11 protein-coding genes and 1 pseudogene are annotated in these 19,785 nt (G+C 41.8%); 2 read left to right on the plus strand and 10 right to left on the minus strand.

The window, feature by feature from the left end; translation table 11 throughout:
- Positions 1 to 486 precede the first annotated feature (486 nt).
- The 10 genes and pseudogenes from HWQ38_RS32925 to metH form a co-directional block, all read right to left on the minus strand.
- Positions 487 to 1,134: pseudogene (locus HWQ38_RS32925) on the minus strand (TIGR04282 family arsenosugar biosynthesis glycosyltransferase).
- Positions 1,135 to 1,170: 36 nt separating this feature from the next.
- Positions 1,171 to 2,748: a glycosyltransferase gene (locus HWQ38_RS40655; protein ID WP_366933368.1), complete on the minus strand. Its 1,578-nt coding sequence runs from the start codon at positions 2,746 to 2,748 to the stop codon at positions 1,171 to 1,173.
- A 1-nt stretch (position 2,749) separates the two neighbouring features.
- Positions 2,750 to 3,742, minus strand: coding sequence for a hormogonium polysaccharide biosynthesis glycosyltransferase HpsE (gene hpsE / locus HWQ38_RS32940; protein ID WP_292802223.1), 993 nt, complete (start codon positions 3,740 to 3,742; stop codon positions 2,750 to 2,752).
- Positions 3,743 to 3,767: 25 nt separating this feature from the next.
- The gene (hpsE, locus tag HWQ38_RS32945; RefSeq protein ID WP_292802225.1) at positions 3,768 to 4,748 is read right to left on the minus strand and encodes a hormogonium polysaccharide biosynthesis glycosyltransferase HpsE; all 981 of its coding nucleotides are present in this window, start codon (positions 4,746 to 4,748) and stop codon (positions 3,768 to 3,770) included.
- Positions 4,749 to 5,034: 286 nt separating this feature from the next.
- Positions 5,035 to 5,721, minus strand: a complete 687-nt coding sequence (locus HWQ38_RS32950) for a Tfp pilus assembly protein FimT/FimU (RefSeq protein ID WP_292802227.1) — start codon at positions 5,719 to 5,721, stop codon at positions 5,035 to 5,037.
- Between the two features lie 37 nt (positions 5,722 to 5,758).
- The gene (hpsC, locus tag HWQ38_RS32955) at positions 5,759 to 6,763 is read right to left on the minus strand and encodes a hormogonium polysaccharide secretion pseudopilin HpsC (protein WP_292802230.1); all 1,005 of its coding nucleotides are present in this window, start codon (positions 6,761 to 6,763) and stop codon (positions 5,759 to 5,761) included.
- A gap of 385 nt (positions 6,764 to 7,148) precedes the next feature.
- Positions 7,149 to 7,901, minus strand: a complete 753-nt coding sequence (gene hpsB, locus HWQ38_RS32960; RefSeq protein ID WP_292802233.1) for a hormogonium polysaccharide secretion pseudopilin HpsB — start codon at positions 7,899 to 7,901, stop codon at positions 7,149 to 7,151.
- 30 nt (positions 7,902 to 7,931) lie between these two features.
- Positions 7,932 to 12,680 carry a hormogonium polysaccharide biosynthesis protein HpsA gene (gene hpsA / locus HWQ38_RS32965; protein WP_292802236.1) on the minus strand — a complete coding sequence of 1,583 codons (4,749 nt, stop codon included), beginning with the start codon at positions 12,678 to 12,680 and terminating at the stop codon, positions 7,932 to 7,934.
- Between the two features lie 607 nt (positions 12,681 to 13,287).
- Entirely contained in the window at positions 13,288 to 13,656 is a 369-nt protein-coding gene (locus HWQ38_RS32970) for an endonuclease domain-containing protein (protein ID WP_292802239.1), read from the minus strand.
- A gap of 287 nt (positions 13,657 to 13,943) precedes the next feature.
- Positions 13,944 to 17,474, minus strand: coding sequence for a methionine synthase (gene metH / locus HWQ38_RS32975; protein WP_292802241.1), 3,531 nt, complete (start codon positions 17,472 to 17,474; stop codon positions 13,944 to 13,946).
- 326 nt (positions 17,475 to 17,800) lie between these two features.
- Between metH and HWQ38_RS32980 the strand changes: the two genes are divergently transcribed.
- A complete protein-coding gene (locus HWQ38_RS32980) occupies positions 17,801 to 18,073 on the plus strand; it encodes a glutaredoxin family protein (protein WP_292802244.1) in 273 nt (90 codons plus the stop codon).
- 53 nt (positions 18,074 to 18,126) lie between these two features.
- Positions 18,127 to 19,629 carry a UDP-N-acetylmuramoyl-L-alanyl-D-glutamate--2,6-diaminopimelate ligase gene (locus tag HWQ38_RS32985; RefSeq protein WP_292802247.1) on the plus strand — a complete coding sequence of 501 codons (1,503 nt, stop codon included), beginning with the start codon at positions 18,127 to 18,129 and terminating at the stop codon, positions 19,627 to 19,629.
- The last annotated feature ends 156 nt before the right edge of the window (positions 19,630 to 19,785 follow it).

Genomic DNA, 19,785 nt, shown 5'->3' on the forward strand with positions numbered 1-19,785 from the left:
CTCTTGTGGGGTGGGCAGCGTTCGACTGACTTGTACTGACTTTGCCTGCCCTGAGTCCTTCGACAAGCTCAGGGTAACACCTATCGAAGGGTCGAAGTAGCGCTCACGCCGAAGTCTTGCCCGCCCTAATTATGCAAGTTAAATGTGGAACAGCTTATCTCTCTCAGGGACTTCTAATTGAAAAATATCCCATCGTCGAGGCATATTACAATCATACGTGTCAACTTAACGTAAAAGCCATGTCCCGCAAGGAACTGAAGTTCCTTGGCTAATAGCTCAAGTCAATCTTTAGATGACTAAATAATCCGAAAAGTCTTTAGTCTACTTCAGTAGACTTTAGTTATTAGCCCTGAAATTTATTTCTGGGCGGGCCTGGAAGTCAACAAGCGATTTCTAGCTTAAGTTGACACCAATGTATTACAATACACCCCTACAAATGTAGAAATAATTTGGGATGATTTATTTTTTGTCAGTCCCTTATCTGCCTCATTTTTCCATCTTCCCTGCAAGGGCTTGTTCCCAAATCGGCAAATCCTCCGGTCGGTCAACATCAGCTAAAAGCGACAAGTTCACATGAGATAAATTCAGTTTCTGGGCAATATCCACAGTTTTCTGGAATACTTGAGCAGTCCCCCACTCGATCTTAACGAACAACTCCGGGATGGGTTGGCGCAAACCAATTAAGTAATATCCACCATCGATCGCAGGGCCAAGTACCAGATCAAAGGCGTGTAAGTTCTCAAAAGCTGTTGCTAGAATCTGGGCATTTACTCCAGGACAATCTGTACCGATGATAATTACATTTTCTGCACCAGATTGAAAGGCATTTCCAAGCGATCGCGCCATCCGCGAACCTAGATCGCCTTCACCTTGAGAGTGGTAAACCAAATCCAACCCCAGCCAGTCTTGCATGAGTTGCAAATCGCCACCTGTAAACCGCACTTCCACAGATATGGCAATGGCTTTTTGCAATTCTTCAACCTGAAATATTGTATATTCAGTCATCTGACGTTGAAGATTGGCAGCACCAACGCTTCCCAAAACAGGTATCAATCAAGTTTTTGTCTTCCCTGGTTCTGGATAGCGAGTGAAAATAATCAAGTGTTGTTTTGGGTTTGCTGGTAAGTTCAGCACACAATACCTTATCTAATTAACTCCACAAAAAATATCTTAATAGCAATACTTGTCGTGATCAGTTGTAGTATGCTCCTTTGCTGTTCGCATTGCTCCTAAAATCGTCGAAACTATTACACAACGTTTAGCTTTACCACCAGACTTGCTGGATAACGTGATCCTTCCTAAATCTTTAGCATTACCTTTGTAGTCAAATCTAACTTCTTGTACAGTAGTGAGTGACGGTTGGAAGTTTGTCTCAGAATCTAAACGCACATTAGAATGTAGATTATTCCAGTTAGCAGCAGATGGGTTTACTGTAGCAGGATGAACCGCCCATTGAACAATACCGTTTTGTTCACGAAAACTAGCTTGCCAACTCAATTTTTCCTTGGTAGCTTGGCTTTTGGCTTGGCGCATAGCAAGGTGCACTTCGCTTCGGGCAGTATTGAGGCGTTGAATGTTCACAAAAGTTAGCCAGCTGGGTATTCCCTGCGTAGCTAATATACCAATTAATAGAATAACTACTAACATCTCTGGTAAGGTAAAACCACTGTTAGAGTGCTTATTCAATAGATTTTTTGCATTAAATGTAGATGCACTTGAGTATCCATTTTTGTTTTCTGGTCGTTTTTCAGCTTCCCATCTGTTGAGCAATGTTTCCGGTTCTGGGCTTCTTGCTTTACGTTGGTTAGTAATACTGTAGAGCAAGGAGGGGAAAGTAAAAATTATGACAATTTTCAATGACATTTTTAAGGTGAAATTTATATTCTGAAGTCTTGAAGAGTCGTTAAGAAAATACTTCCATATAAATCTCGCAGCAGTTAAACCTTTTTGTCGATTAAACGGCATTTGTAGGGCTTTGCAGGTCAGGTATTTGTATAAATTTCGTAGGCTGATATTCCAACTATTCTTAAGTGTGGAAGGTCTTTTTTTGTACGCTCTCTCAAGCACTTGCAAGCACGATTTTTCCTGCCTGAGAAGATTGCAAGAAACTGAATTAGGACTTATGCGATATAAAATTTGTACAGATGGTACACAGATAAAATCAAACTTAGAAGCTAATCGCAGCCACATATCCCAATCCTGAGCCGCACTCAGAAATTCGTCAAAGCCACCTAATGTAATTAAAGCTTTTTTACAAATTAAGGGATTAGAACCATTCTCTAGAAAGTTATTTAGTAATAAATTCTCATAAATATTTCCATTTTCATTAATGCGTTTACCTGAAAATAGAAATTGACCCTTTGTATCAATATAATCAGTCCAACTGTAAGCAACTTTTGCAGTAACGTTTTCTTGCAGAGCTTTTAACTGAGACTGAAGTTTATCAGGTGTCCAAAGATCATCTGCATCTAAAAAACTAACAAATTCTCCACCTGCACGGTCTAGTCCACGGTTACGGCTGACGTTTCCACCAGCATTGGAATAGGAAAATACTTTTATTCTTGGGTCTTGGATTTGTGTAACAACTTCTAAAGTCGAGTCTTGTGAACCATCATTAATTACAATTAATTCAAAGTCAATAAAAGTTTGGTTCAAAACAGATTGAATTGTTTCCTTAATAGTTTTCTCGGTATTGTAAGCAGGTATGATTACAGAAATTATGGGTAAATTTTTGCTATTTTTAATCATTTTATAGGGCTGCTTTATTTTTTAATCCTCTGCCTAAATTAGATTTTAAGTAGTAAAAAGGACTCATCATACTAGCCAAGTAAAACTCTATCTCAAAAAGTGCAATAAGATTACTTTTCAATTCCCCTCTATACTTAATCAGGTGCTGTAATACTCGGCGTAAATTCCCTAAAATAGTTTTTACAAACACTATTGGTTTTTGCCAATTTTTAGTATTTATCAAACGTAACTGGAAAATACACAAGCCACAGCCGCGTGCCAAAGTTAGGAGGTAATCTCTCTCAAGTCGCCAATGTGGTATTTGATGATAAGTATGCATAGTAGGGTTATACCAAATTTGCCAACCTGCATAATGTATGTAAAGCAATGGTTCATAATCATCACCCTGCACTAAAATCCCAGGCAACTTCCCACTTAAAGTAGGTCGTTGTGGTACATTATCACACCATACTTGTTTGCGAACAACAAGAGCCGCACCAGGAGGAAGTCTTAAATTATCTGCATCAAACAAATGTGGATTTGAACCATGTTCTCTGATAGCTAAAAAAGCTTGAATTCTTTCAAAATTTTCTGGTGGTTTTACTTCAAAATCACCATGAATCTGTCCACTCCAAGCACCTGCTTGAGGATGCTCCAAGCCAAAGGTATATGCTTGGGCTAACCAATCAGAAGCAGGTAAGTTATCATCATCTAAAAATGCGATTAGCTGGCCTCTGGCTTCACGTACTGCTCGCAGTCGTGCAAAAGCGGCTCCCTGTTCGGTTTCTAAAAAATATCTTAAATGAGAACTTCCATCATATATTTTTTGGTAATTCTGGATGATTTCAGATGTGTTATCAGAACTATTATTATCCACAATAATAATTTCCCAGTTAAGTTTTTCTACTCCTGTCTGGGTTAATAGCTTATCCAAAATTTTAGGTAAACGGGTTGCTCCATTATATGCAGGAATGGCTACGCTCACATCTAAATTCTCAACTAATAATTCACTCATACATAATACCTAAATTTTTAATAATTTATTTTTTAAAATATCCGTTTTTCCAAAGATAAAAAGGACTAATGAAACTACTTAAAAAAAGTTCCATTTCGCAAGCAACTACTAAATCATATTTTAGTTTGGTTCGATATTTGAGTAAGTGTAAAGCAATTTTACGCAAATCATTTATCATATAAGATAAAAGAGCAACTGGTCTATACACCTGTTTTATATTAACCATTCTAGTTACATAACGGCTAAGTCCAATACCTCGAAAGAACGGAATTAAATAGTCTTTTTGTAAACGAAACTTTGGTATTCTGTGAAAAATTTCCATTTCTGGGTTATACCAAATTTCCCATCCTGATTTTTGGATGTAAGACAACATTTCTAAGTCTTCACTGGTAAGCATATTGCCTTTAACTCTCCCAGTTAAAATAAACTTATCTGGGACACTTTCTAACCACGCTTGTCTACGAACAACAAGTCCAGCAGAGGGGGGTAGTAATTTTTTGCCTGCTTCGTATAAGAGCGGTAAATTACCTCGCTCTGTAATTGCCAAAAATGGAGCAATTCGAGCAAAATTTTCTGGTGGTTCTACTTCCCAGTCAGGGTGAATTTGGCTGCCATAAGCTCCCGCTTTCGGATATTTTTCACCAAAAGCATAAGCTGCGGCTACCCAATTTGATAGTGGGTAGTTGTCATCATCTAGAAAACCGATGAATTTACCTTTAGCTTCTGCAACTGCCCTTTTTCGGGCATAAGCTGCTCCCTGTCGCGCTTCAAAGCAATACTTTAAAGGGTAAGGACACTGCCAATTTTGTTGATAGCTTTGGACAACTTTAGCTGTGTTATCAGTGCTGTTGTTGTCTACAACTATAATTTCCCATCGCAAAGCGTGTTGTAGACAAGAGAGATTTTCGGTGTGAAGTTGGTTTTGTAGTCGTTCTAGTAGTTCAGGCAAACGACTTTCACCGTTATAAGTTGGGATAGCTACAGTAAAGTCAAGGTTTTCAGTCATTTGACAAAAGTTACATTTTGATATTTTGATTAAGTAGATGGGTATATATATAATAGAGTGTGATTGCGCGAACGTCATTTCATCTCGCAATAACATATTACATTTAATTATGCCTACCTACTTAGGAAGCTTTTTAGATGTTCAGCCAAGGGCTAATTTATCAACGACTCTTAAATAAATCTATCAAAGATTAAAACTGTACACGATATTTCAATTTTGCTATCAACGTACAGTTTTATGCACAGTATTATTACGTATTTTTATAAAATTTTGCTATAAAAACTACTTAATTGCATTGGGAGTCTTTTGCTGTTACCATTGTTCCCAAGAGAGTTTCCACAACGACGCATCGCTTTATGCTACTAGGCGATGTAGAATTGGCAGAGCTTGGAACAGCTACCACTATTTTTAACCCTGTAGCTGTTCCAAAGTTTGGAGATGTTGAAGTTGCTAAAGCTCCCGTAGAATCAAAGGTAATCGTTGCTGACGGACTTGAAGTTGTTAACACACTTGAAGCAGCGTAGGATACAGTAGAAGTAGAATTGACAATGTTTGTACTACTGAGATTTGCGCCCAACAGTAATTGATTAGAATTGGCTCCCACATCTGCCCCTAAAAGTTTCCATGTGCTGATGCTGCTGATTCCAGCATTAGTACTATAAATAGCAACCTCTATATCTTGATTTGCGCTATTTTTCTGAAAACTAACACTGTAGCTAAGTTTAGTTTTCTTAGCTTGGCTCTGTGCTTCTTCCAGTGCGGCGAAAACAGCGTCGTTAGCCTTATTTATCTGCTGTCGATTTACAAAGGCAAGCCAACTAGGAGCTGCGATCGCTGATAAAATTCCGATCATCAGGATTACTACTACTAATTCTATTAAAGTAAAGCCAGTATCCTGTTGAGGATGAAATCGCTCCTTGGTATCTTTATTACATATCTTAGTGTGGAATAACTTTAAAGTTAGGTTGCTCATAATGCCCCATCATTAGTTGTGCTGTGTATTATCGAGTTTATTTAGCAAATAAATATCCACGTCCCTGCACGCGGACATTTGCTGTTGGAAAGTAAGTTTGGTTATTTGAAGAGTAATCAAAATTGCTAGTTTGCAACCGAGCTAGTGCATTACCTCGTAAAAACACCTGTGCTGTCGTGTTGGCAACATCAACGCAAGTATAGAAGCCCATAAAACTACCTGAACTAAGTGTTCCAGTGGGGCAAGTAGGAAGTGTTGAACCAATAGAGGTTTGATCGATATAATCAATTAGTACAGAAGCTTGTTGAGTGTAAGCTGTTGAGGCTGTAGCTTTCCATGAATTCATTTTCTGAGTTAGACCTGTGGCACTTGCTAGATTCAGGTTAAAACGCTGAAAACCTGCATCAGGGCAGTGGCTGGTGTCAATATATGTATCATTGGCATAGCCAGTACAATTCCCAGTAGTGCCAGTAGTAGTACCACTAGCCGCCAGAACTCCATCGGTAATTTCAAATCTGGCAATACGAGCCGCTTTTGACCAAGTAGTACTACTATCTTTGATTAAATAGTAGGCAACTAGTGAGTAAACAAAAGTGTCATCTTTTGTGTTTGTTGTAGTGCTGGTGGAAAGTGTAATCGAACTTGTGAGAAACTTGCGTTTCCAAAACACCAAAATTGGTTGACAAGTAGAAGAATTACATCCAGTAGCGATGTTAACAGGGGGTATTTGGTCTTGAATTCCTGGTGGGACAGTGCTTGAAGTGTGAGTCAGTGCGTAATTATCATATATGTAGACAGCTTGTTGTAAATCATTGGCAATGTAATCAACTGCTGTCTGGATTTCTTGTTCAGAATTTGCCTTTGCTTGCTCCTTCTGATCTGTACTGAGAATATTAACCATGAATCCTAGCAGCGGTGTAAGCACGAGGAATGCTATCAATAAGGCTACCAAAAGTTCTATTAGGGTAAAACCATTAGCTTGCTGAACAAACTTAGAGTGTTTCAGCTCAATGCTGAGAATAAATTTGAGTACATTCTTCATAACTACAGTCTGCCCCTTAGAGGATATTTTAAAAGTATTGGGCGAATATAATTCATTACTACATAACTAAAGTCCACACTTCGACCCTTTGACAAAGCTCAGGGCAACGCAAGCTCAGTGACCGCCTCCGTGAACTAATACAAATTCAAGGGTTTGTTAACCTGCGGAGGCAGGTTTTGTCTGTGTAGCCGCGACTTCTAGTCGCCCAGGCGAATATAATTCGCTACTACATATCTGGAAAACCTCTCTCCAAACCTCTCTCCTAAGAGGAGAGAGGCTTTGAATTTTCCCCCTTACCTTGTAGGGAAGGGGGCTAGGGGGTTAGGTTTCGCGTTGGTTTTTCCACATAACCTGAAAAGTCAGTTTTCAACCTGACTGCATAGGATTAATTACAAGTGCTGTTACTAGGAGGAGGAGTGGTGCTGCTATAAACAGCAAGACGCTGACACAGAGCATTGAAGGAAGTGTTTTTAGAACCAATTACAGTGGTCATTTCCACTAGTGGGAATTGGCTATTGCCCAAAGTCCCAGTGAAAGTGTTTTGTCTATTATTCTGACTACTGTTGCTAGCCTTGGCATTCGTAAAGTCAATATCTGACCGATAAACTCGAATTCCTAAACCGTAACCATCGATTGGTAAACCTGTTGTGCTATCAATTGGGGTACTTCCTGTTCCTATAATTTTTACAGCCTGAATGTAAAATAGGGTACTTGTACAGTTTGGGGGACTAATAGTTAGGTTGTTGTTTGCGTCTTTTGTCACGCAATATAAGGATGTTGATGCTGTAGGAACTGGCATATTTCCGGTGGCACCGGTGGTAAGTAAATTGTCAGCTAAACTCCTGGTTGCATTGGTTGATGCAGGCAATACAATAGTGGCATTAGTCGTAGTAGTGAAATTAGTGGGTTCAGGAATTGCCACTGCTCCGGTTTTAACACCATCAATGAAAGTTCTGACAGCTTGTGTCGCTAGTTCTACGCGTTTTGATTGGACGCGAGTTGCTGTTGCAATCACAATTGTAGGCGCGATCGCTGCCAGTAAAATAGCAACCACAATTATTGCTACCAGTGACTCAATGATGGTGAAACCAGACTCATCAGATGGTTGACTTACTTGCTGTTGTTTGTGCTTAATCATAGTTAATCACCAGTTTCTAAGAATTAAAGATTAACTACAGCCAGAGGTAGGACGTTGATCGGCATCGACGGCATAAGTACTGTCTGTGGCTTTTTTGGCACATAACAACGTTTGCACCCATGTATCATCTCGACCAACTTCTCGGAAGTACTCATTGGGTTTGTTATTTGGCGTTATCGCTAACTTTTGCGAAAATGCATCTGGTGATTGCGACAGCAAGGCGACATCATAACCCCACTGGCGAGTGGGAGCCTGGTAAAAAGGTAATAGACCACTGCCATTACCGATCGGATATGCTGCGGATGAAGAACTTAAGTATGCTACAAATGGTCCAGTAGCATAGGCACTACGAGTTCTTTGGATAAAAGAGCCGTTAATTGTAGCTATAATAGCTGTGCTGCTAGTTGGGCTCCAATTTTCTAAGAAGCGGACAAAATTGTGTAAGCCACCATTATCTTCTGTAGGACGAGCTGGGGTGTCTGCTCCTGCTGCGACTAAGTTAAAGGTGGTAGGTATTGCCCATTGCATCCAATAAGAACCCTGTTGGTTGCCAGGTCCCATTAGGTTATTAGATCCTGATGGTGGTGCATTTTCATCGCTAGTGCTGAAAGCAACTTCAATTTGTAACACTGGCGATAAAGCTGGTTGGGTTGTTGGTGTAGCAGTTGCTGGTGGTGGAGACACTATTGGGGGATTAGTATCACTGTTGCTTGATCGGAACCATAGAGCATTAGCTTTGTTAGTTGGTTGGCTAGAACTAAAAGTACTCAGTGGAAATGAAGTTATTTTCCCGCTCTTGATACCTATAATGGTTGGTTGTATAATGGTTGGTTGACCACTAGTAAGCATGAGTTGTCCAGATGCAGCATTACGGAGAAAGGCAACACGACGAGGATAGCTTAGATATTTAGAATTAGTCGGTGATTGTGCTGTTGTACCTGCTAAATGGGTACTCAGAGAAAAAGTCTGTCCACCAGCAGGAAGAGCAGCAGTAACATCCGAGGCTCTTAGACCTAGTGGATATAGAGCAACATCACCGGGTAGTGTTACGTACCAACCAATACCCGGAGTACCAGTACCTGGATCGCAAGCTGAAACAGGTAGTGTCTGACATACTTCCATTAAATACTCTGGGGCACTTTTCCTTCGCTGGATGGGTGTAACAAAGTTATTGAGGTAAGAACTACCTTGAATACCAGGAAGTGTACTATCAAGGTCTTGGGGCAAGCCGTCACTACCATACCAGGCAGCATTGATGACATTAGCGTTGTTTGTATTAAAAAACCCATTGTTCAGAAATTTGGTAATAGAAGTGCTATCCCCCAAATTATTATTCAGGTCATAGTCTCCATCGCTGCGGTAACCCCTCACAAAGTTACCAGAAAGAAGTGTGATCGCATCTGACAACACGCTGACAGGTCGCCATGCGTCCCCAGTGGTACAGTTTGGTAATCTAGAGTCACCAGTACGACAAGCAAAGTTTGTATTAAAGTCTGATGAGGTTCCACCGCGAGAGTAAAAATTGCCCCAATTACTAGCTAGAGTTGTATTGAACTCTTCTTGGGTATGTATATTAAAGTTGCCTAGAATATATACAGGTAAATTAGAAGCTAGAACCAAGCCTTTTTCTGCATCTGTGTAACCCGGAACACGCCAGACGCTTCCGTTGGGGTTGCCAGTGGGAGTGGGGTCGCCGTTGATCAACATAATCGCATTGGGACGGCGAGTTGGGTCAAGTTTGAAGTCTACAGGGCTATTTAATTTTTGTATATCTGTGCCACTACTAGAACTGGCACTTAAATCTAAAAGTGCATCATCACGAGTAGCGTAAATAATACCGCTATTGGGAATTAAGTATTCCTGTGGTGTTGCACTACCATATTGCTTCAGCCGCAGCGCGTTATAGTCTAATACAGTGGTGCGAATTTCCAGAGGTTGGCGGGTTTTTTTGTCCAGTTCATAGTCTGGAGCCGTCAAACCAGGAGATGGATCTGGTACGTGTGCTATTGTCCCAGTAGTTCCATCTCGATTTGTACCATCAGCGTTGGTGAACGTTTCTACACCAGCTGTTGATACATCTTGATGAATTGCCTTAATCTGTCTGGCATCTAAAAAAGCAGTTTCGTAAATTGCGCCGTGAGGGATGACACTAGTACTTGGAGAGCCGATAGTACCATCTAATATTTGGATGGCACAAATAGCAGCATCAATAGCAGACTGCTGTGAGATTGTCGGAGAGGAAGCTGCCAGAGCTTGGCTCAGTATTTCATTTACCAACCGCCCATTGGGATACATTAAACTAGCTTGGTAGGTTAGTAAAGCTGAATAGTCAGAAACACCCTTTGTTGGAGCTGCGTAGACAATACCATTATGGGAGTTGCCACCCGTGGCTTTGTTATAGATAAAACCTGTCACAGACGGAAGACTAGTGCTATTGAGGTTCTTAGCTGTAGTGCTATTAGTGGGGTCGTAGAAGCTACTTATACAAGCAATTGGTGTAGGGGTTGCCTGATTGTAGCCAGTCGATTGGTAGTGATAAACTGCTGTAGCCCTCATCCGTAAATACGGCGTAAGAGGCGTAAGAGGCGAAAGCAGAGGAGGAATTATTGGTAATACTATCTTGCTGCTATTGTAGGTATCTTGGATTGATTTATCAGCATTAATGGCAATACTATTAGGCACCGGCATCATATCTGACCAAATTCTATTTGTACCACCAACAGCTGGATTTAAGGCGGTGTTCAAAGCCGCTTGGGTACTACTACTAACAGTATAACCTTGAGGCAAATAAATCCCTGCACCAGTCACTACCCGTAAGCCACCCACAGGAGCGGCGACAGTAGTTGGTACTGTAGCAGCTGCTGATTCCCAGTCTCCATCTCGAACAACAGTTCCTAAATCAGCTAGTTGCTGTACACGAGTGCTGCGAGTGCGAGTTGAAGTTGGCGTTGACGGGAAATTCCAGTTAATATTTACAATATTTTGGGTATCTGTGGTAGTATCTGCACCAACAAATGTCGTTCCGTTCCACCACAATGCAGGTAGGTTATTGCCAAGCAAAACGCGATCGCCAAGGTATTTTTCTTGACCTAGTTGTTGTTCTGTAGTTGGTTGTGTAGCACTAGGTAGCAGGTTAGAACTACTAGTATTAAGTGTTAAATTGGAATAATTAGTTTTAGTTTTACCATCACTAGCTTGAAAGGGATAAACCCAAGTGTCTGGTGGACGCAGTGAATTACCACTTCCTTGTAGCGGTGTATTACTAGTAAGATTATAAGTTCCTACTGCATTTACACCAAAAGCAACTTCACCATAGGGTACACGGCGGGTACGTTGTTGAAAGTAAAGTACTAACTGGTTATTACGGGCAGTAGCTAGTTGCGCTGCACTGGCATTAGCTATGGCAGCAGCTGGAGTTAGAGTTGGATTTAAATTTTGTAGTTGCTGTGTAATGGCGTTTTGGACTACCTGTGGATCACTAGATGGAGCCTTAGCCGTCTGTGCTTGCACCAAAAGATTGGTACGCTGTACATAAGCTAGGCTATTGTAGGCAATATTACTCGGTTGGTCAGTGACTGATTTCTGATTTTGAACACCATAAGCTGTATTAGGAGTAACTCCTTGGCCTTGGAATAAATGCACTCCAGTACTGTTACTTGAATCACCACTAGCAGTGAAAAGACCCGCTCCTAAATTGCCACCTACAACAATTTTGGCATTTTCCTCACTGTAGTAACAGGAATTTTGACTACTAACCTGATAAAGTGTGATAGTAGCATTATTGCTACCAGTCAGTAAGTTACTATTAGTCAAGATCCGTCCATTTAGGTTAAATGTGGTACCAGGGGTAAGTTCTATATCATCGTTATAAACCACCGCATTGTTAACTAGCGGTAGTTGTACACGGTCTTGCTGATACTCTAAACTTGAAAAACCTTTATTCCCTGTAAAAGTTTCGTAATTATTACCTGGATCACTAAGAGTGGTTGGTTTAATAGTGATAGGAACATTAGCAGTGTAGACAAAAAAGCTTTTTTGGAGCTGACTAGCAATACTAACCCAGCCCGAACTGCCCACCAAAGTAGCACTTGTTGCCACACTATTTTTACAACTGTTGCTTACACTACCAGAACTCATGGGCGGAGTTCTTGCCTCTAGAGGATTTCTAGGGCGGCTGTATGTGCCACTAGTTATAGGCGGAGTTCGGAAGTAAATTCCATAAAGAGTATAGGAGTCAAACTTCCCATTGTTATTTGTATCAATGGGGAACATCCATGCAGTTGTCATATCTGCTGGCTGATTTGTTTCTCCTGTTGGTACAGTTGGATAGTTATAATGTACTTTTAGTGGAGTTTCGTCTCCAAAAGTATATTGAGGCAAATTAGCAGCACTACTTAAGGTACTCTCTAAAACTGTATCTGAAGGTACGGCTCGTGGCAGTCGGGTGTCAATAAATAGCTTGTCTAATTTTGCTCTAGCTCTGTCAAGGGCTGGTGCTGCGGCGTTAAGTACAGCCTGATTCACGCGGACATTACTAGCATTTTTTGAGCGCTCAAAAGACCGAAACAAAATCGCAGTTGTTAACAGCACGACAACTAAAGATACCATCGCCACTGTCGGCAACAAAAACCCAGCATTCTCCGAGCCGCGTCTTCTTGGAGTGCCAGAAATAGTCCGCAGTAGCCAAATGATTTGCTTGTTAATTGCAGATAAAAACTGCTTGCTAATTTGTCTAAAGGTTTTTTGAATTACCTTGAATAGCTGAGGTTTTCGAGACATAGCTGCTTCCCTGTCAAGTGATTTATAGCGGATTTTTTATTTTTTATCAAAATTGATAATTGTGCCTACGAATTAATTTTTTAGGCAAAGAATAAAACTATATTTATGTAACTACTGCATCTGGCTTTCCTAACTTCCAAATCAAGTAGCTAAAACAAAAGAGAATTTACTAAAGTTATATCATTTATGAGTTGTTCATCTTATCCGGTAAATACTGATTTTTTGAGAATTATTTAATCCAATTCCACAAATAATAAAAGCATGATGTCACAGTAGAATTGCGGTAATGTATTTTATTTGAAGGCGAATTTATGAAGATATTGTTAGTATGGCAAGCTTATAATACCCACCTGTTAAAGGAAAGATATCAGTTAGGTGCAAAATAATCAGAGGTTCGGCTCAAATTCGCCGGGCGTCTGGAAGTCGCGGCTACACGAGACTTTACCCACAAGAAAAGCGACGGGCTGAACGTTTAGCAGAGCAGCTACGCGCACTTGGTATCAAGCCTGATTTTGGTGATGAGTAAGATTAATTAATTTTATCATTCAGGTTTAATCCTGCTCCCCTCTCCTTAATAAGGAGAGGGGCTGGGGGTGAGGTTCAACTACTATCCCCTTAAATTTCGTATATTCTGAGCAATACTTTCCAGCACCCCAGACAAATTAGCATATACATCATTATTGCTAAATCTAATAAACTTAATTCCTGCTGATTGAATAAATTCTTGTCTTGCCTTATCGTATTCAGCAGCACCTTCTTGAAAATGGCTTTCACCATCAATTTCTATAGCTAACTTAAATTCAGAACTATAAAAATATATAACAAACTTATCGACACTATATTGTCGGCGAAACTTGCAGTTTTCTAGCTGTCTATCTCTTATTTTATCCCAAATAAGTTTCTCGGCTTTTGTGATATTTTGGCGTAATATTCGCCTTTTTTCTATTTCACTATTTTTGTTATAAAGTTTAGTCATTTTTATTTCCGATTCCAGTCCCCTCTCCTTAATTAGGAGAGGGTTAGGGTGAGGTTATTGTCTAGCCTACAAGATAATAACCTCACCCCGCCCTTCGGGCACCCCTCTCCTTGGTAAGGAGAGGGGAAGGATTAGGCGCTGTGTTCACAAGATAATAACCTCACCCCGCCCTTCGGGCACCCCTCTCCTTGGTAAGGAGAGGGGAAGGATTAGGCGCTGTGTTCACAAGATAATAACCTCACCCCGCCCTTCGGGCACCCCTCTCCTTGGTAAGGAGAGGGGAAAGATTAGGCGCTGAAGTATTTTGCTAGTGGGTGATAAGCAATAATCGCAGTGGTAGACTGTTCTGGATAAAGTTGTTCGCTTTCATCCATATACAAGTTAATTCTGTCAGTCTGCAATAACTCCAGTTGCTTATACTGGTCTTGGATATTCGGGCAAGCTGGATACCCAAAACTATACCGTGAGCCACGATAGCGTTGTGCCAATATATCCCGAATATTGTCGGGTTCTTCAGCAGTAAAACCTAATTCTCGGCGAATTCTGGCGTGTGTCCACTCAGCCACAGCCTCCGCTACCTGCACGGTCATACCGTGGAAATACAGATAATCGGTGTATTGATTATCAGCAAACAGCTTTTGAGCGAACTCTGTTGCAATCTCCCCTACAGTCACCGCCTGCATCGGGAAGACATCAATAATTCCTGACTCCTTTGATGCAAAGAAATCTGCTATGCACAGCCGCCTTAATGACTTTTGTCTGGGAAACTCAAAAGTTGCAACCTGTTGTGATTGGTTTTTTGAGTCATATATATGTAGAAAATTCCCCTCAGACTGACAAGGGAAATACCCATAAATCACTTGGGGATGCAACAGATTCTCCTCAATAATTCGCTGTTTCCAAGTTTCTAAAATTGGATAAACCTTTTCAGCTAAGAAAGCCTGATATTCTTCCTTAGATTGCTCTTTTGGTTTGCGGAATTGCCACTGTCCAGCAATTAAAGCTTGTAAATCCAAGTGCCAGAATATTTCCTCGATGGGAATATCACTAGGCTGCAATAACTTGGTTCCCCAGAAAGGTGGTGTCGGGCGTTCAATATCTATCGCCACAGCATCAGAACGTCTCGTATCTACTTCTTTTGGTTCAGCAGATGTTGTTGCTTCAGCAGTTGTAGTTACTGATTCTTTGTGACCATTTGTCGAAGCATCAGCAGTTTCGACTTCGTTCAAAAAACCCTGCAAATCTTCCCAGTTACCAGCGGCCTTTGCTGGCATTAATTTATCCATGAAGTGCAAGTCAGAAAAAGCATCTTTGCCATAAACAACTTTACCTTTGTAGGTTTTTTGGCAATCTTCATACACAAATTTGGGAGTCAGCGCCGCACCACCTAATATCACCGGGACACTAATTCCCTTTTCGTTGAATATCTCCAAGTTCTCTTTCATGAAGGCGGTGGATTTTACCAGCAAACCACTCATGGCAATACAATCAGCTTTGTGCTGTTCGTAAGCTTTGATAATATTTTCCACGGGCTGTTTAATTCCCAGGTTAATCACCTTGTAGCCGTTGTTGGATAAGATAATATCCACCAAGTTTTTACCAATGTCGTGGACATCGCCTTTGACTGTGGCAATGATAAAGCTTCCCTTACCATTGTTGCCAGATTCTGATTTTTCCATGAACGGTTCTAAATACGCTACCGCCGCTTTCATGGTTTCCGCAGATTGTAAGACGAAGGGTAGCTGCATTTGTCCAGAACCGAATAATTCCCCGACAACTTTCATCCCATCTAGCAGGAAGGTGTTGATAATTTCTAAGGGGGGATATTCTTCTAGGGCTTTTTTCAAATGTTCTTCTAAGCCAATGCGTTCGCCGTCGATGATATGGCGTTTGAGACGTTCTGGGATGGGAAGACTTTCATCTAAGGAGCGATCGCGCTTAGTTGTCACCCCAGCAAATACTGTGGTAAGCTCTCCCAAGGGATCATAAACGCAAACATTACCCTCAAACTTGCGATCGTCATAAATCAACTGGCGACAGATTTCTTGATGGCGTGCCTCAATCTTCGAGAGTGGTAAAATCTTATTAGCGCTGACAATGGCTGCATCCATTCCCGCCGTCGTCGCCTCGTGCAAAAATACTGAATTCAGCACCATGCGCGACGCTGGATTTAAACCAAAGGAAATATTGGAAACACCCAAAATTACATGACTTCCAGGCAATTCTTGACGAATTCGCCGGATAGATTCAATTGTCGCCTTGCCGTTTTCTCGGTCTTCTTCAATCCCGGTGGAAATTGGTAACGCGAGGGTATCAAAGAATATTTCTGTGGCAGGTATGCCATATTCTACAGCTTGACGGTATGCGCGTTGGGCGATCGCAAACTTTTTGTCTGCTGTCCGCGCCATCCCATCTTCATCGATAGTACCAATGATTACACCAGCACCGTACTTTTTCGCTAACTCCAGCACTTTCAAAAAGCGCGGTTCCCCATCTTCGTAGTTGGTGGAGTTCAGCAAACACTTACCACCGGCAACTTTTAAACCCGCCTCCATCTTTTCCCATTCGGTGGAGTCAAGCATTAAAGGCAGTGTCACATTATTCACAATGCGCGAAACTAATTCGTGCATATCCCGCACACCATCGCGTCCCACATAATCCACGTTGATATCAAGGATATGTGCGCCTTCTTTTACTTGCGCCCTCGCCATTGAAACGAGTCCATCCCAATCTTCCGCATTTAGCAAATCGCGGCACTTCTTGGAACCACTGGCGTTAAGACGTTCACCGACAATCAAGAAGGAATTATCTTGGTCGTAGGGCTGAGTGGTGTAAATTGATGCTGCTGCTGGTTCTAAGCTAGGATGTCTAACTTTTGGCTTCAGGTCTTTAGCAAGTTCTGCCAATTGTTGAATGTGTTCTGGACGCGTCCCACAGCAACCCCCAATCACTTGGACACCCAAATCTTCAACAAAATGCATCAATGACATCCGTAATTCCAACGGTGTCAGGCGGTAGTGCGCTTGACCGCCGACGTTCTCAGGTAAACCCGCGTTGGGAATACAGGAAACGATGAAAGGTGAATGTTCTGCCAAATACTTAATATGTGGTTTCATCAAGTCTGGGCCTGTGGCGCAATTCAAACCGAGAATGTCAATTGGATAAGGTGCCAAAATTGTCAGCACAGCACTGATTTCGGAACCAACCAACATTGTGCCCATGCTTTCCATTGTCACAGATACCATCAACGGCCGGCGATCGCCTTTTTTGGCAAACACTTCTTCAATCCCATTCAGCGCCGCTTTAATTTGCAGCACATCTTGGCAAGTTTCCACCAGAAATAAATCGACACCACCATCCCACAGCGCTTCTGCTTGTTCAGCAAAAGTTGCTTTCATGGTGTCAAAGTCAATATGTCCCAAGGTAGGGAGTTTAGTTGTGGGGCCAATGGAACCTGCCACAAATCGGGGTTTTTCGGGCGTGGAAAATTCCGCCGCCACACGCTTGGCTAATTCTGCGGCTGTCCTGCTGAGGTAATATGCTTGGTCTGCCAAATCATATTCTGCCAGCACCAGGGACGTACTGCCAAAGGTATCCGTTTCAATGACATCAGCACCAGCCGCGAGAAAGTCGCGGTGAACCTTAGCGACAGCTTCCGGTTTCGTGTGGACTAAGTATTCGTTACAACCTTCATACTGTGGGCCGCCGAAGTCTTCAGCAGTCAGGTTTTGGGTTTGTAAGTTGGTTCCCATCGCCCCGTCAAAGACGAGGACTGGGCTATCTGGACTACGCAGGCGTTCGAGGAAAGGATGAGTCATATTTTCCGAGAGGAATTTGGGTCAGTCGTATAATATTCGACTTACTTTCTTATTTTCCCAAATTGTGATATTTTTGGCAGCCTTTATTCTGAAGTTAGGTAAAAGCGCCTTGGCGAATAGAATTCGCGTGTACACCGTAGGCAAGCGAGGAGGGGGCTATGATGTACTTCATGGGATTGGGAAACGCTATAAGTAGGTAGGCGTAATTAAACATAAGATCAAACCTCACCCTCAATCCCTCTCCTTACTAAGGAGAGGGAAGCCGGAGGCAGGGTGAGGTTTTATATTTAATCTGACCCACTTACTTATAAGTTCTTAAATAAACAATGCGATTAATTTTATACAGTAAACCCGGCTGTCATTTATGTGAAGGTTTGCAAGAAAAGCTAGAACAAATCCAAAATCTCAGTTTCGAGTTGGAAATTAGGGATATTACGACTCGTGAAGATTGGTTCGCTGCGTATGAGTATGAGGTGCCAGTAATTTATTTATCAAACCACAGAGGCGCAGAGGGGAGTGAGAAATTATTGCCGCGTCCTTCTCCTCGTGCTAGTGTGCAGCAGTTGGAGCAAATGTTGCGTAAGTATTTAGCTAATTAGAAAAAAATAATGCAGAATAAGCGCAAGATTAAGAATGTGAGGGGATTCACAAGATGAAATTGCGGGAATTACTAACGGCGGTGGATAGTGTTGAGCAATTGCCTAGTTATCCGATTTTTGAGGATGTGGAAGTTAGGGGTTTGAAGACGAATTCCCATGCTTGTATTGTGGGAGATTTGTTTATTGGGATGCCAGGAACGCGGGTTGATGGTGGGGAATTTTGGCAAAGTGCGATCGCATCTGGTGCCGTAGCTGCGATCGTCTCTCCCGAAGCTGCACATAAAAATCCTCCCACAAATCAGGCTGTGGTGATCAGCGCAAGTAACATAACTCAAGCTTGCGCCCAGATAGCCACTGCTTTTTACGGTTATCCAGGACAAAAACTCAAGCTGGTAGGCGTGACTGGTACAAACGGCAAAACTACAACGACTCATCTAATTGAATTTCTGCTGATTAAAGCTAATTTAGCTACAGCTTTGATGGGAACTCTCTACACTCGTTGGCCAGGTTTTGAGCAAACTGCTACCCACACTACGCCCTTTGCGGTGGAACTGCAACAGCAGCTAGCTGAGGCTGTAAATGCTGGTAGTGAGTTCGGGGTGATGGAAGTAAGTTCTCACGCTTTGGCTCAAGGTAGAGTGTTGGGTTGTGAATTTGAGGTGGCGGTATTCAGTAATCTTACCCAAGACCATCTCGACTATCATAGCGACATGGAAGATTATTTTACTGCCAAAGCGTTGTTGTTTAGCCCTGATTATCTCAAGGGACGGGCAATAATTAATGCTGATGATTCCTATGGCAAACGGTTAATTGCCTCGTTGGATTCCCAACGGGTTTGGAGTTACAGTGTCAACGATAACAGCGCTGATTTATGGATGAGTGATTTAAATTACCAGCCCAATGGTGTCAGTGGGACATTACATACACCTCATAGTAAGGTAGCTTTTCGATCGCCTCTAGTCGGACAATATAATTTAGAAAATCTTCTCGCAGCCGTAGGAGCAGTTTTACACTTAGGGCTAGATTTGCAGTTAGTTGCATCTGTGATACCGGAGTTTCCAGGAGTCCCCGGACGGATGGAACGGGTACAAATTAGTCCTGACCAAGATATTAGCGTGATTGTGGATTATGCCCACACACCGGATAGTTTAGAAAATTTACTGAAAGCTGCACGTCCGTTTATACCTGGGAAAATGATTTGTGTGTTTGGTTGTGGAGGCGATCGCGATCGCACTAAGCGCCCAAAAATGGGTAAAATTGCTGCTGAATTAGCTGATGTAGCGGTGGTGACATCGGATAATCCCCGCACTGAAGACCCAGAACGGATTTTGCAAGATATTTTGGGGGGAATTGGTGACACAGTGCAGCCAACTGTAATTTGCGATCGCGCGATCGCAATTCGTACTGCTATTTTACAAGCACAACCCGGTGATGGAGTCTTGCTTGCTGGTAAAGGTCACGAAGACTATCAAATTCTTGGTACTGAAAAAATACATTTTGACGACCGAGAACACGCACGCGACGCTTTACACCAAAGACTGAATACACAAGTCTAACTCCAAGGGTAGCACAGCTGTGCTACCCTAAAATGTGGATTTCACAAAATTCAAATCGTCCATAATTGATTGTTCATGTTTCTTTCCGTGGGGATTTTGTAAAAAATGCACACATAAAGCTGAGAATCGAAAACAGAATTATTTCTTGCTTGATCC

Source organism: Nostoc sp. NMS7 (genome assembly GCF_017115085.1).
Lineage (GTDB): Bacteria > Cyanobacteriota > Cyanobacteriia > Cyanobacteriales > Nostocaceae > Nostoc.

Bases quoted from the DNA above. Each gene is read 5' to 3' on its own strand.
- HWQ38_RS40655 (WP_366933368.1), bottom strand. From the start codon at position 2,748: ATGATTAAAAATAGCAAAAATTTACCCATAATTTCTGTAATCATACCT.
- hpsE (WP_292802223.1), bottom strand. From the start codon at position 3,742: ATGAGTGAATTATTAGTTGAGAATTTAGATGTGAGCGTAGCCATTCCT.
- hpsE (WP_292802225.1), bottom strand. From the start codon at position 4,748: ATGACTGAAAACCTTGACTTTACTGTAGCTATCCCAACTTATAACGGT.
- HWQ38_RS32950 (WP_292802227.1), bottom strand. From the start codon at position 5,721: ATGAGCAACCTAACTTTAAAGTTATTCCACACTAAGATATGTAATAAA.
- hpsC (WP_292802230.1), bottom strand. From the start codon at position 6,763: ATGAAGAATGTACTCAAATTTATTCTCAGCATTGAGCTGAAACACTCT.
- hpsB (WP_292802233.1), bottom strand. From the start codon at position 7,901: ATGATTAAGCACAAACAACAGCAAGTAAGTCAACCATCTGATGAGTCT.
- hpsA (WP_292802236.1), bottom strand. From the start codon at position 12,680: ATGTCTCGAAAACCTCAGCTATTCAAGGTAATTCAAAAAACCTTTAGA.
- HWQ38_RS32970 (WP_292802239.1), bottom strand. From the start codon at position 13,656: ATGACTAAACTTTATAACAAAAATAGTGAAATAGAAAAAAGGCGAATA.
- metH (WP_292802241.1), bottom strand. From the start codon at position 17,474: ATGACTCATCCTTTCCTCGAACGCCTGCGTAGTCCAGATAGCCCAGTC.
- HWQ38_RS32980 (WP_292802244.1), top strand. From the start codon at position 17,801: ATGCGATTAATTTTATACAGTAAACCCGGCTGTCATTTATGTGAAGGT.
- HWQ38_RS32985 (WP_292802247.1), top strand. From the start codon at position 18,127: ATGAAATTGCGGGAATTACTAACGGCGGTGGATAGTGTTGAGCAATTG.